The organism is Treponema primitia ZAS-2, from assembly GCF_000214375.1.
GTDB lineage: Bacteria > Spirochaetota > Spirochaetia > Treponematales > Breznakiellaceae > Termitinema > Termitinema primitia.
Map to the genome: position 1 here is coordinate 2,683,646 of NC_015578.1, position 14,244 is coordinate 2,697,889.

Annotated in this window: 6 protein-coding genes, 1 tRNA gene and 2 rRNA genes; 1 reads left to right on the top strand and 8 read right to left on the bottom strand. The window is 51.3% G+C overall.

The genetic code is table 11. The features are described from left to right. Positions 1 to 3: 3 nt before the first annotated feature. The 4 genes from TREPR_RS11640 to TREPR_RS11655 all read right to left on the bottom strand — a co-directional run bounded on the left by TREPR_RS11640 (position 4) and on the right by TREPR_RS11655 (position 5,700). A complete protein-coding gene (locus TREPR_RS11640) occupies positions 4 to 2,508 on the bottom strand; it encodes a beta-mannosidase (protein ID WP_015708517.1) in 2,505 nt (834 codons plus the stop codon). A 3-nt stretch (positions 2,509 to 2,511) separates the two neighbouring features. Beyond that, a complete protein-coding gene (locus TREPR_RS11645) occupies positions 2,512 to 3,351 on the bottom strand; it encodes a carbohydrate ABC transporter permease (protein ID WP_015708518.1) in 840 nt (279 codons plus the stop codon). 3 nt (positions 3,352 to 3,354) lie between these two features. Continuing rightward, entirely contained in the window at positions 3,355 to 4,254 is a 900-nt protein-coding gene (locus TREPR_RS11650; protein WP_015708519.1) for a carbohydrate ABC transporter permease, read from the bottom strand. 96 nt (positions 4,255 to 4,350) lie between these two features. Beyond that, the gene (locus tag TREPR_RS11655) at positions 4,351 to 5,700 is read right to left on the bottom strand and encodes an extracellular solute-binding protein (RefSeq protein ID WP_015708520.1); all 1,350 of its coding nucleotides are present in this window, start codon (positions 5,698 to 5,700) and stop codon (positions 4,351 to 4,353) included. Between the two features lie 134 nt (positions 5,701 to 5,834). Here TREPR_RS11655 and TREPR_RS11660 point away from each other — a divergent pair, with 134 nt between their 5' ends. Then, positions 5,835 to 8,399 (top strand): glycoside hydrolase family 94 protein, encoded by a 2,565-nt coding sequence (locus TREPR_RS11660; RefSeq protein WP_015708521.1) that lies wholly within the window; start codon positions 5,835 to 5,837, stop codon positions 8,397 to 8,399. Positions 8,400 to 8,570: 171 nt separating this feature from the next. On the opposite strand, the gene TREPR_RS11665 is transcribed toward TREPR_RS11660, so the two are convergent. The 4 genes from TREPR_RS11665 to TREPR_RS11680 form a co-directional block, all read right to left on the bottom strand. After that, complete coding sequence (locus tag TREPR_RS11665; RefSeq protein ID WP_015708522.1) at positions 8,571 to 10,286, bottom strand: carboxylesterase/lipase family protein; 1,716 nt, start codon at positions 10,284 to 10,286, stop codon at positions 8,571 to 8,573. 388 nt (positions 10,287 to 10,674) lie between these two features. After that, positions 10,675 to 10,790, bottom strand: a 5S ribosomal RNA gene (gene rrf / locus TREPR_RS11670). 131 nt (positions 10,791 to 10,921) lie between these two features. Next, positions 10,922 to 13,883 (bottom strand): 23S ribosomal RNA (locus tag TREPR_RS11675). 198 nt (positions 13,884 to 14,081) lie between these two features. After that, positions 14,082 to 14,155: transfer RNA gene (locus TREPR_RS11680), tRNA-Ala, on the bottom strand. Positions 14,156 to 14,244: the final 89 nt, after the last annotated feature.

Consider the following 14,244-nt stretch of genomic DNA (forward strand, 5'->3'; position numbering starts at 1 on the left):
CGTTCAGTACGTGTCGCCCACACTGAGAATTTCCACCTTGCCCTTGAGGGTTTCCGCAGTATAACTATCCTTCAGATCCGATTTTAGAACCAGAATCTCCCGCCCTTCACTATTTACAATATCGAAGTAGTTATCCTGAAAGACCACATCCTCACCCGAAATTTTAAGCTGCACAAACCGGCAGAAAGTATCGGCCTTTAACCTTATAACAAAGGCATCCCCGGTTTCGATCAGGTCCAGGGTATACCGGGGCCGCTTGAAAGAAAAAGCTTTGGGAGCAGCAAAAAAGGCGGTCTGCCGGGAAACAACCCTGCGATCAATCAGTAATTCTGCTTCAACAAAAACACTCCGCTCCAGCTCCGCCGTATTGACCAGTTCCGCATAGTCCCTGGCAAACACCTCAGCGGCGCTGAGGGCAGGAATCCCAACCTGTACTTCGTCGGATGCCAAAGCCCGGAAATCCCGATCCCGCAGGGTAAGCCGCACCAGGCCGTTTACAGCCTCCGGGGTTTCGTTGTGGGTAAAGAGGCGTATATTTTTCACTTCGTTAAAGATACTCACCATCAGGGGGGCAAAAAAACGCCGCGCGCCATAATGAAGGGCTTTCCAGCGGCCGTAATAATCAATACTGGCCCAGGAGATCACCGGCCAGCAATCGTTGAGCTGCCAGTAGATAGCGCCCATGCAGCGGCCCCGGTAACGCCGCCAATGTTCCACCCCGTACTGGATACTTTCCATCTGTAATATCTGGGAAATATACACCAGGGAAGCAAAGTCCTTAGGATACCGGTAGGTCTCGGAGATATAGTAAAGAATTTTGCCATTACCACTGGGGCATTTTTGGTGGGCTTCCATTACCGGAGAAAAGAGGTTGTGGTCTTCGGGGGCAGAAAAAGAAGCGATAGTATCCAGCTCGGGAAGGGCCTCAAAACCGAATTCCGAACAGTACCGGAAGTAATGCTTGCGGTACTCGGCAAAGGACTTAAGGCCGTGCCATACTTCCCAGTAGTGCACATCACCCCGGTCATCGGCATTGGGTTCATCAAAGCTGCCCCCCGAAGAGGGAGAAGCCAGCCAGTAGAATGTGTTTGGGTCCGTCTCCCGGGCCAATTGAGGCAGCAGTACTTCAAACAATTTGATGTAATCCGCCTTAACTGCCTTGGGATGATCCCTTACCGTTTCCCAGTCAACCCAGGCTACTTCCATTTCGTTATTACCGCACCAGAGGCCCAGGGAGGCATGGTGACGGATACGCCTGATATTCTGCCGTACCTCTTCCGCTACATTGGCGGTAAAATCTTCGGTGAACACATAAATATTACATGCAAACATCAGATCCTGCCAGACCACAAGGCCCAGCTCATCGCAAAGATCATAGAAAAAATCATCCGGATAGTATCCGCCGCCCCACACACGGATAGTGTTGAAATTCGCCTTAACGCAGTCTTCCAGAAGCTTTCGGGTACGGTCCGCATTTACCCGCGGAATAATACTGTCTTCGGGGATATAGTCTGCCCCCATGGAGAAGACCTTTAGCCCATTCACCATAAGGGCAAATTCTCTGCCCCACTGGTCCGCTTCGGTACTGATAGTCATGGTCCGCAATCCTATTTTGCAGCGGTATATATCAAGAGGGGAACCAGGGTCTTCCGATCCGGGGCTTAAGAGTTCCAGTTCCACCCCATAGAGGGGATGGGCGCCCAAACCGTTGGGCCACCAAAGCTGAGGATTTTCTATGGTAATGCTAAAAGTGTTTTCATCAAGATCAAGATCCACCTGCTGCTCTATCAGCGATCCTGAGGGCGGACTTATCCTAATCCTTCCGCAGAGGCGGCGATCTTCCGCCCAGAAATGCCGGCGATCCGGGGTATCGATCCGTACCTTAAGCCGAAGATCGACCCTTCCCTTCTCATGTTTCTGGGTAATGTACACATCACCAATCCGCGCAGTACCGGAGGCTTCCAAAAAAATACTCCGCCAGATTCCGACGTCCGGCAGCTGGGGACCCCAGTCCCAGCCAAACTGGCTGTGGGCTTTACGGAGATATCCCGAACCGGCCATATTCCCAAGATTAACATAGGTAATATTCCCGTTTTCAAACGCCTGCCTGATAAAAGCATTGGGAGAATGAAAACGGATCATAATTTCGTTTTCCCCTTTTTTAAGCAGAGACTTTACGCCGAAACGCCAGGCACGGTGCATATTGTTCACCGAAGCTATTTTCTGCCCATTCAGGATTATATCCCCCAGGGTGTCCAGGCCGAGGCATACCAGATCCACCGTATCTTCCGCAAGCAATTCTTCAGCAACCGTAAAACTACGGCGATATTCAAATTCCTTCTCAAATAGAGAAGTTATGTTTTTTTCGTTCTCCCCATAATAGGGATCCGGCAGCAATCCTGCCTTAGTATACGCCTCCAGCACACTCCCGGGGATCATGACAGAAAGTTCTTTATCTGTCCCCGCCTCCCGTAAATGCCATTCGCCATCCAATAAATATTTTTGCACAAGCTATCCTTTTACCGCACCTGCCGCGACACCCTTGGTTATCTGTCTACGGAAGATAAGATAGAACAGGAGCATGGGGATCAAGCCGATAACCAGAGCGGAAAACTGCTTGCCGTAATCCGAAGCCAGGGCGCCGGAGAAACGCCCAACCCCCACAGGAATTGATTTAATAGTATCGCTGGCAGCAAGGATATTGATCAGCATAAATTCGTTCCAGGTTCCGGTAAAGGTCAGAATCCCCACGGTCATTGCCACCGGGGCAGACATGGGAAAAATGATAAAGAAAAAAGTTTTGAGATACCCGGTACCGTCCAGCCGAGCCGATTCAATAAGCGCTTCTGGAATATGGCGGATATACTCAGTACTCAGGTATACCCCCATGGGAAGACCTATGCCGATATAGGGAATAAGTATTCCCAGCCTGGTATCGTAGAGATGCACCGTATTTACCATAAGGAAGAGGGGCACCATAATAGACTGGAGGGTGATAAGGATACCAACGATAAACATTCCGTGGAGCAATGGAGTTGCCTTGTTTTTGATTTTTGCAAAGGCAAAACCCGCCATAAACCCAAAAACAACTACCCCCATAACAGTAACGATGGTATAAAATAAACTGTTTAGCAACAACATGCCGAATTTACCAAGCTTCCAGGCATAGGGGTAATTACCAGGAAACCACAACTTGGGAAGGGCAAGCTTACTGGTAGTAAGATATTCCTGAGTGGTCTTAAAGGATTGTATTACCAGCCACAGAATGGGATATATCGCCAACACGGTAAAAATAAACATTACCAGATAGATCAAAATCTTGACGCCCCAGGGGCTTTTTCGTACATCCATGACCTACTCCTTTCCGCCGAAGCGTTTTTCCATACCCTGGGTAAGGCCTATCAGAATAAAACTGATAATCACCATTACTGTTGAGATGGCATTTGCCAGAGGATAATTCGGTGCGCCCACAAAAGCTTTACTGTACATATAGAGGGAAAGCACACTGGTTTGCTTTGCCGGCCCACCGCCGGTCATAACAAACAAAAGATCAAAGGATTTCAGGGAACCGGAAATCGCCAGGATAGCGCAGGTAACAATAACCCCTGAAAGAGCCGGCAGCAGGATATACCACAGAGTCTGGGCTTCGCTGGCGCCGTCGATCTTGGCCGCCTCAATGACGGATGTATCAATCCGCTGCAGGTTTGCCAGGAAGATGATCACATACATTCCGGTATACATCCAAAGCATCACCACCAACACGGGAATCATGGGGTGATTACTCAGGGTGAATTCCGCTGCAGGGTTTAGCTTTCTCAGAAGTTCCATGTATACGCTGTCCTGGTTCAGATAAAAGCTCTTAAACAAAATACCGATGATAACCGGAGAAATAACATTGGGCAGGTAAATCATGGTTTGAAAAAAATCAACACCCTTTACCAGGCGGCGGGATAAAATATAAGCCAGGCCAAAACCCAGGGGAATCTGCCCGAACACGGATATGAGCACAATAAAAAGATTATTCTTCAGGGCAAGGTAAAAATCAGGGTCCTGAAATATTCTGAGGTAACTGGAAAATCCCGTAAAGACAAGCTTGGGGTTGCCGAAGATCTTACCGCCATTATAGTTGGTCAGGCTTAACCCTATGGAAAATATGGTCGGAAAGGCCATAACAGAAAAATATATTAGCGCTGCAGGCACAACCAGAATAAGATAAGCCTTCCACTGTTCTCTTTTGGCGCTTATTTTGTACATCAGCTTTCTCCTTACAAAAAGAGGCTGTTCGTACTCTGCCGCAGACCTGCGGCGAAAACACGGACAGCCCCTCCTCTTCGATCTATGCAACCCTCGCTATTGGCTTGCCTTCCAGGTATCAAAGGCCCGCTGAGCTGCCTCGGCAACCTGCCGGGGTGTCCTGGTTCCCGCACCGATCTGCTGTAAGCCATCGTTGATAGGAGTATAGACATCGCTGTGGAAAGCGCCGTCAATAACCACCGTACCGGTGGTATACTGGGTACCCAGAGCGCCGCCGCCCTTCTGCATGGGTTCCAGGGCGAGGGATCCGGTATCAATGTCCGTCCGGGTCGGGGTAACGGTACCGCCGGTCTCAAGAAGCCAGGACTGGACTTCTTTGCCCGAAAGCCACTTTATCAGCCGCCATGCCGCATCTTCCTTAGCAGAGCCCGCAGGAATATTGGCGTTCATGCCCCAGCCGGTGCCAAGGATGGTGGAGGTAGATTTATTAAGCTTTGCGCCGGAAATATCGGGGAATACGGTTATATCAATACTGTTCTGCCGCGCGGGGCTAATCAGGGCCTGCCCGGTGGATTTATCGGTGATAAAGGCGGCAATACGCCAGTCGCCATCGATAAGATAGGCGCCCTTGTTGGTGGAAAACTGCCCAATAACACTACCGTAGTCAGTAGTAAGGGTCGCCTTGGTAAGGACCCCGTCATCATACATGGTCTTGATAAACTCCAGGGCTGACACAAAATCACTGTCCGTGAATTTCGCCTGCCCCGAAAGTATCTTCTTTTCCCAGCCCTCGCCGCCGAAACGGCCCGCCACCAGGGAGAAGAAACAGGACTGCATAACCCAAGTATCCTGCTGGGCTATTAAAACAGTATCATAGCCCTTGGCCCGGAGCACAGGGACCTGTGCCTTGAGTTCCGCATAGGTCTTGGCCGGGCTAAGACCCGCATCCTTCAGAACTTCGTTATTGACATAGAAGGTATGGCTTGAGGTGATAGCCCGGGGAAGGATACCAATGTACCCTGCTCCCTGAGCAGTGGGATCAAGAGATGCCGGCACATAGATTGAGGCAAGCCCATCTCTCTGAATAAGGGGGGCCAGATCCTTCAATAAATGCTGGGTATGGAGGGTTGAGGACCTTCCCGATGGCCATGCATATACCACATCCGGCAGCTGTCCCGCCGCCGCATAGGCCTCGACCTTGTTATGGAAGGGTTCGTTAAACAGATCTTCCCGGATTAGTTTGATATCCGGATTCGCCTTCTCAAAGGCCTCCCATACCGTAGGGATCTCATCGGCAGCGCTGGCGGCGGTCATATCATAATAATTTAATACCCGTAGCTCAACCTGGCCCCCGTTTTGACTATCCTTTTTACCCGTACAGGCAACACAGAGTATTACCAATACCGAGGCAAAAGAAATTAATAAAAAACGTTTTAGATTTTTCACTCATCCTCCTAAAAAATAAGCATTTTATAAAAGTATATTCTGAATTTCTGTCTTGTCAATATACACTAATAATTCGATAATTATATTTACCTCTTTTAAATGAAACACTGTACGATAAGGGTAAGGAGCCTGGCATGCGATATGGACATTTTGACGAACAACATCGGGAATATGTGATTGATCGGGTGGATGTACCTGTCTCCTGGACCAATTATATCGGCCTGCGGGACCTCTGCGGTGTGTTTAACCATACCGCCGGGGGCTATCTTTTCTATAAAACCCCGGAATATCACCGGATTACCCGGTTCAGGCCCAATGGTGTGCCTATGGACCGCCCCGGCCACTATATTTATGTCCGGGATGACGATACTGGGGAATACTGGACCCTCTCCTGGCAGCCGGTGGGTAAAAAATTCGCCCTCCCCTTAGGAGATCCTTCAGGGGACCCCTCCGAGGCCCCTTCTACCGCCGCAGTACCCGGCCCTGACGAGGCGGTATACACCTGCCGGCACGGCCTCTCCTACAGCACCTACCAGTGCCAATACCAGGGTATCTCCGGGGAGCAGACCCTTTTTATTCCCCTGGACGACCCGGCTGAACTCTGGGATCTACGGCTAACCAACAATTCCCCCCGGAAACGGAAGCTCAGTATCTTCGGCTATGCGGAATTTTCCTTCCACCACATCGAATTTGATAACCAGAATTTTCAGATGAGCCTCTATTCATCGGGCTCTTCATACCAGGATGGAATCATCGAAGTAGAGCTCTTCTACGAGGACGGGGGGTTCCAGTTTTTCACCCTGGCTGATAATGCAGCAGGGTCCGATGAGGCAGACTCCTACGACTGTCTCCGGGACCGCTTCATTGGCCCCTACCGCAGCGAGTCAAATCCCCTGGCGGTGGAGCGGGGTTACTGTTCCGGTTCCAGCGAACTTGGGGGAAACCACTGCGGAGCCCTACAACGAAAGATCACCCTGGAACCGGGGGAAGCCTATCGGACGATTTTCATTTTGGGCGAAGGCAGCCGGAAGACAGGGGCAGCGATCCGGAAAAAATACCGGGACTTTAAGGCTGTGGACGCCGCCTTTGCCGCTATAGGAAAGTTCTGGACAGAAAAACTGGAAAAGCTCCAGGTTTCCACCCCCAATGCGGGGATGAACGCCATGCTCAATACCTGGAATCTCTACCAGGCGGAAATTAATGTTATGTTCTCCCGCTTCGCTTCCTTTATCGAAGTGGGCGGCCGTACCGGCCTTGGGTACCGGGACACCGCTCAGGATTCCATGTGCGTCCCCCACTCCAACCCGGAAAAATGCCGGGAGCGGATCATCCAACTCCTCCGGGGTTTGACTTCCCAAGGTTACGGCCTCCACCTTTTCAGGCCCGAATGGTTTGATGAACAGCCAAAGCCCGCTTTCAAGTCCCCCACGGTGGTACCGACCCCGGACAAGAATAGCATAGTCCACGGCCTAAAGGATGCCTGCGCCGATGATGCCCTCTGGCTCATACCCTCTATTACGGAATACATCAAGGAAACCGGGGACTTTGGCTTTACCGATGAAGTCTATACCTACGCCGACGGATCATCCGTGCCCAGCGGCGGGCCCGCAGATCCCGGGAGTGTGTATGAACACATGAAACGTATCCTTGACTTCTCTGCGAAACAGGTGGGGGAACATGGAATCTGCCTGGGCCTCCGGGCAGACTGGAACGACTGCCTTAACCTGGGAGGCGGCGAGAGCGCCATGGTTTCCTTCCTCCATCATTGGGCTCTCAGCAATTTTATTGATCTGGCCCAACGACTCGGTAGAAAAGCTGATGTGGAGAAATATTCCGCCATGAAGGAGCAGGTCAGGGCGGTATGCGAAAGGGAACTGTGGAACGGGTCCTGGTACACCCGGGGCATTACCGCCACAGGCAGAAAAATCGGCGTAAGCGAAAATACCGAAGGCCGGGTATTTATGGAGTCCAACACCTGGGCGGTCCTCTCGGGCGCCGCGGACCTCAAAAGGGGACAGGCAGCCATGGACGCAGTGGATCAGTATCTCTACACTCCCTACGGCCTCAAGCTCTGTGATCCAGCATATTCAGCGCCGGATGATGAAATTGGTTTTATAACCCGGGTTTATAAGGGAGTCAAGGAAAACGCCGCCATCTTCAGCCATCCCAATCCCTGGGCCTGGGCTGCGGAGGCAATCCTCGGCCGGGGGGATCGGGCCGTCAAATTTTACAACGCCCTCTGTCCCTATTTTCAGAATGACAAAATTGAAATCCGGGAAGCGGAACCCTACTCATATTGCCAATTTATCATGGGCCCGGATCACAGCGGCTATGGCCGGGCCCGGCACCCCTTCATGACCGGTTCTGCCGGCTGGAGCTACTTCGCCGCCACCCGGTACATTCTGGGCATACAGCCCGGTTTCGACACCCTGGCAATCGATCCCTGCATCCCCCCGGACTGGAAGGGCTTTACGGCCCACCGGATCTGGCGCAACGCAAGCTACGAAATTACCGTGGAGAACCCCCATGGGGTGAGCAAGGGCATAAAGGAATGCTGGCATAACGGAACCCTGCTGCCCGGAACAGGCGCAACTTGCAACGCCGACTTTAGTCGAACAGTTCCCCGCGCAGGAAGCGCAATGGCGATCCCCGTCCAGCCCCAGGGCAGCGTGAACCGCATACGGGCAGTAATGGGCTGAGGGCGGGGCCCAAAGAACCCGCTTTCGCGGGGGAAATGGCGCATATATCCGTTAACACGCTCATCGAATCGTGGACAATTTTATGATTATTTAGATACTGTCTATGTTTGAAAGAAGGGAGGCTGTCCTTTCGTTTGGGACAGCCCCCTTTTTTGGGATTAAGCCAAATGGCTATTTATTCAGCTTAATATTCCATTTTGTAAGTACCGCATCACGCATCAACTGGTCGATTTTTTCCATCTCGTTACGGCTTGCAACCGTGTCGCCGATTTCCAGGTATTGGTATCCTGCGTCCGCTTCGGGCCATACGGTCAGCCCCGGGCCGTTCGGATTACCGGTCTTAATAAAGTTCACCCAATAATTGCTCACGGTTTCCGCAAGCTCAAAGTCGTAAGCGGTCCAGGGACGTGCGGGGGGTACACCCTGCCTGAGGGTATCAAAGGCATACCACATTTCGCTTGAATGCCAGGCCCAAAAGTTCTTGACGTCACGAATGGTACCCGCTTCTTCGGGTCTGGAGGGGGTAAAGTGGCTGAATAAATAGCTGTAATAGGTTCCGGCGCTGGTTCCGTACACCTGTTTCATGTATGCGCCAAAGACCCTATTTACCATCAGACAGCGGCTGTAGGAACCGCCGATATTGACGTTGAGCCCATAGGTCGCAAAGGTCCGAAAGGTATCAGCCGCATTCGCATCGGTTACCTTTACCAGGTTTTGGAAGTCGTATTGGTCGTACAGGGGTCCAAGACCTTTTTTGTAGGCGTCGTAGAATTCGGCGGAGGTCATCTTTAGAGCATCAATCGCTTCGCCAAGATTGGTACCGGAAAGGATATTGATACCCTTCCATTCGCCCGCATCAACTGCATCGGCCATGATAGAATATTTGAGAGAATAGCCGTCATTTATCATATTCGTGGGAGTGTTGCTAACATAGTCGTCAGTATCCTTGCCCAGGAAAACCTTGAAGTCCATTGCGCGGAGCGATTCCAAGCTTGCATTCGTGTCGATACCGAGATGGGTAAGGTATTTCTGTCCGTCCGCTTCTCCCCCCGCCTGGTCCTTGAATACATCAAACCATTTTACACCGCTTTCAAGGATCATGTTTTTGATTCCATGCTGAGGCCCTGTGGCAAGTGGCGAACTGACAATCCCCGCAGCTTTGGTTGTACCGCCGGATTGACCGCCCAGGGTGATATTATTCGGGTCACCGCCAAAGGCCGCGATATTCGCTTTAACCCACGCCACGGCTTTGATCGTATCCATTAAGCCGTAGTTTCCGCTATGCCCCTGTTCTTTTGTCAACTGCGGCAGGGACATATAACCGAAAACGCCCAGACGCTGACCGACGGAGACCACTATAACGCCTTTTTTTGCCAGGGTATCACCATCAAATTCGGGTTCATAGGACCAGCCATGACGTAGGCCGCCCCCATGAAACCATATGTACACCGGGCGTTTTTCATTTGAGGATTTCGCACCGGTGGTGATATTCACATACAGGCAGTCCTCACTAACCGGCGGAAATTCTCCCCAATTATAGAAATCCGTCTTCCAGGGCTCGGAACCGGCACCCTGATCCGCATACTGTGGAGAAATTGCCGCATAGGTATCACAGGCTCGTACCCCAGTCCAGGGTTTGGGATCCTGCGGAGCCTGCCACCGCAAATCCCCTACAGGAGGCGCCGCATAGGGAACGCCCTTGAATATGGTTACATCAGGATACAAAGCGCTTACCACGCCGCTAACACTGCCATAGGCAGTCTTGACTATACCAATACCGGTTCCCGCCGCCGTTCCGGTATCACTCGGCTCTGAGTTGCCCTTGGCAAACGCAAAGGTACCCACCGCTACGAGAATTACACATGCGGTTAGCAATTTTTTCATCATTATACCATCCTCCTCTAGAATATATGTTACCATTTTCTCATCGTTTTTCAATTTCTGATACAGTAAAATATTTACTAAAAAGGGGAATAATCTATTCTGCGGGCATTATGTTCCCAAAAAGAGGAATATTTTGATATTCTTATTTTCCTCTAATATGGCTAGGGAATTACCTTTTAATCTCCCTATTCCGTCAGAGCCCCTACGGCGGCGCCGAAAAGGCTGGCCTGTTCCACCGGAAATATCACATAGGACCTGGGCTTTCCGGCATTCAGCATGACATGTGGGTACACACCCTGCGGGTGCTGCTACGGGGCGCCTACTTTCCCACGAAACATCATTCCAAAGCTGAGGGGTGGAAAAGTAGGCATGGGGTCTAAAATAAAAAAAAGCCTGGCAACGACCTACTTTCCCACCCCTCAGGGGGGCAGTATCATCGGCGTGAGAGGGCTTAACTTCCGTGTTCGAAATGGGAACGGGTGTAACACCTCCACTATAGTCACCAAGCAATTAATTACATCGCTATGCGGGAACAGGGTATGTGGACAAACACCCCTAGCGGGCTGTTTGCCGTGGAGTTTCCGGAACGGAAACTCCTTAAGGAAAACGCTGTAAGCGTTTTCCTCAGGAACAATAATATGGTCAAGCCTCACGGTAGATTAGTAGTGGTCGGCTGAACACGTTACCGTGCGTAGACCGCCACCCTATCAACCAGGTAGTCTTCCTGGTACCTTCAGGGGGGTTAAACCCCCAGGGAAAGTTAATCTTGAGGTGGGCTTCCCACTTAGATGCCTTCAGCGGTTATCCCTTCCGAACGTAGCTACTCTGCACGTGCCCTTGGCAGGACAACAGATACACCAGAGGTTCGTCCATTTCGGTCCTCTCGTACTAAAAACAGCTCCTCTCAACTTTCCAACGCCCATGGCAGATAGGGACCGAACTGTCTCGCGACGTTCTGAACCCAGCTCACGTACCGCTTTAATTGGCGAACAGCCAAACCCTTGGGACCTGCTTCAGCCCCAGGATGCGATGAGCCGACATCGAGGTGCCAAACCTTCCCGTCGATGTGAACTCTTGGGGAAGATCAGCCTGTTATCCCCGGAGTACCTTTTATCCGTTAAGTGACGGCGCTTCCACTCGCTACCGCCAGATCACTAAGACCTACTTTCGTACCTGCTCGACCTGTCAGTCTCGCAGTCAAGCCTCCTTGTGCCTTTACACTCATACCTTGATTTCCAACCAAGGCGAGGAGACCTTCGCGCACCTCCGTTACTCTTTGGGAGGCGACCGCCCCAGTCAAACTGCCCGCCTATCATTGTCCCTTCCCCAGATTCATGGGAAAGGTTAGAAACCTAATCCGACAAGGGTGGTATTTCACCGGTGACTCCACACAAGCTAACGCCCATGCTTCATAGTCTCCCACCTATCCTACACATGCCGCACCAAGTCCCCATGATAAGTTACAGTGAAGGTTCACGGGGTCTTTCCGTCTAACCACGGGTAACCGGCTTCTTTACCGGTACATAAATTTCACCGAGTCTCGCGTTGAGACAGCTCCCAGATCGTTACACCTTTCGTGCGGGTCGGAACTTACCCGACAAGGAATTTCGCTACCTTAGGACCGTTATAGTTACGGCCGCCGTTTACCGGGGCTTCAGTTCACAGCTTCGACTTGCGTCTAACCGCTCCCCTTAACCTTCCGGCACCGGGCAGGTGTCAGCCCCTATACGTCTCATTGCTGATTCGCAGAGGCCTGTGTTTTTGGTAAACAGTCGCCTGGGACTGCTTTGTGTCACCACCAACAACTTATTGCTAAACTGTCAATGGCCATACTTCTCCCGAAGTTACGTATGCATTTTGCCGAGTTCCTTAACGCGAGTTCTCTCGAGCGCCTTAGATTTCTCATCCCGCCTACCTGTGTCGGTTTACGGTACGGTCTTCCTCAGCCTAGCTTTAGGGATTATTTCTTGGCACCCTGATTACACCCGCTTCGCTCCCCCGTAGGTTCACTCGCTGTCATGGCTCATCTAAGATGGCGGATTTGCCTACCACCCTAATAACTTACCACTTCGACCGGGACAACCGTCGCCCGGCCGGGTTTCACCTCATGCGTCATCCCTTCAAAACTAAGGAAGGTACTGGAATCTGAACCAGTTTCCCATCGGCTACGACTTTCGTCCTCGTCTTAGGGGCCGACTTACCCTGGGCAGATGACCTTTACCCAGGAATCCTTAGGCTTTCGGCGGAGGGGGATCTCACCCCTCTTTTCGTATACTTATACCTGCATTCTCTCTTCCACCCCCTCCAGCACACTTCCCAGTGTACCTTCATCGGTCCGTGGAATGCTCCCCTACCGTCCAATAATTGCTTACTGAACCCGTAGCTTCGGTATACCGCTTAGCCCCGGTACATTATCTGCGCATCATGACTCGACCAGTGAGCTATTACGCACTCTTTTAAGGAATGGCTGCTTCTAAGCCAACCTCCTGGCTGTCTTCGCCATCACACATCATTTTACACTTAGCGGTATTTAGGGACCTTAGCTAACGGTCTGGGCTGTTTCCCTCTCGACTACGAACCTTGTCGCCCGCAGTCTCACTCCCATCCGTTGAATACTGACATTCGGAGTTTGATTGGGTTTGGTAGGCGGTGAAGCCCCCTAGTCCATCCAGTGCTCTACCTTCAGTATTTTTGGATGAGGCTGTCCCTCAAGGCATTTCGGGGAGAGCCAGCTATTTCCAAGTTTGTTTAGTCTTTCGCTCCGAGTCACGGGTCATCCCTGCCTTTTTTAACAGACTAGGGTTCGGTCCTCCACTCAGTTTTACCTGACTTTCAACCTGCCCGTAACTAGATCACTTGGCTTCGGGTCTACGACATACAACTCACTCGCCCTATTCAGACTCGGTTTCCCTCCGGCTCCGGCGTTCCATCGCCTTAACCTCGCTATATATCGTAACTCGCAGGCTCATTCTACAAAAGGCACGCCATCACCCCATTGCTGAGGCTCTGACCTGTTGTGGGTTTACGGTTTCAGGTTCTCTTTCACTCCCCTCACCGGGGTTCTTTTCACCTTTCCCTCACGGTACTTCTGCTCTATCGGTAGTCACGTAGTATTTAGCCTTGGATCGTGGTCGACCCGGATTCCGGCAAGGTTTCTCGTGCCTCGCCGTACTCAGGTACCGTCTCACGGAGGCTTCAGTATGTCGCGTACGGGGATTTCACCCTCTCTGTCCGGCTTTCCCAAAACCGTTCCGCTATACTGAAACTTGTCAACTCCGCCGCGTTTGAACGCGTCGACGGCCCTACAACCCCCGTCTAATGACGGGTTTAGGCTCTTCCGATTTCGCTCGCCGCTACTTTCGGAATCTCATATTGATTTCTATTCCCAGGGTACTTAGATGGTTCAGTTCCCCTAGTATCGCTTCCGGCGCCTATTGATTCAGCGCTCGGATAACAGGATCGCTCCTGCTGGGTTACCCCATTCGGCAGTCCTGGGCTCAATGGATGTGTGCTCCTCCCCCAGGCTTTTCGCAGCTTACCACGGCCTTCTTCGCCTCGTGACTCCAAGGCATTCACCGTAAACCCTAATTTCGCTTGACCATATTATTGTTCCCGGGAACATATGCTTCCGCATATGTTCCTTTGAGTTTGGGCTCCGCCCAAACTCATTAATTAAAAATCCCTCAGGATTTTTAATCCATACCCCTTCCCTATGTTGAGACCCTAAGGCCTCTTTCAAAGAACCTGCCGTTTTACAACGACTTTTCAGATAAAGATAACTTCTTATCCCTTATCTTTTGGAGATAAGGGGAATTGAACCCCTGACCTACGGCTTGCAAAGCCGCCGCTCTAGCCAGCTGAGCTATATCCCCTTATCTGTATCCATATATGTTTCGTTCGATATAGGAACGTTACATTCAAAAAAAAGGGAAAGGGAGGAGGAAGAACGAAGAGGGATTGT

Coding starts and splice junctions, on each gene's coding strand:
- TREPR_RS11645 (WP_015708518.1), bottom strand. CDS start 3,351: ATGGATGTACGAAAAAGCCCCTGGGGCGTCAAGATTTTGATCTATCTG.
- TREPR_RS11650 (WP_015708519.1), bottom strand. CDS start 4,254: ATGTACAAAATAAGCGCCAAAAGAGAACAGTGGAAGGCTTATCTTATT.
- TREPR_RS11660 (WP_015708521.1), top strand. CDS start 5,835: ATGCGATATGGACATTTTGACGAACAACATCGGGAATATGTGATTGAT.
- TREPR_RS11665 (WP_015708522.1), bottom strand. CDS start 10,286: ATGATGAAAAAATTGCTAACCGCATGTGTAATTCTCGTAGCGGTGGGT.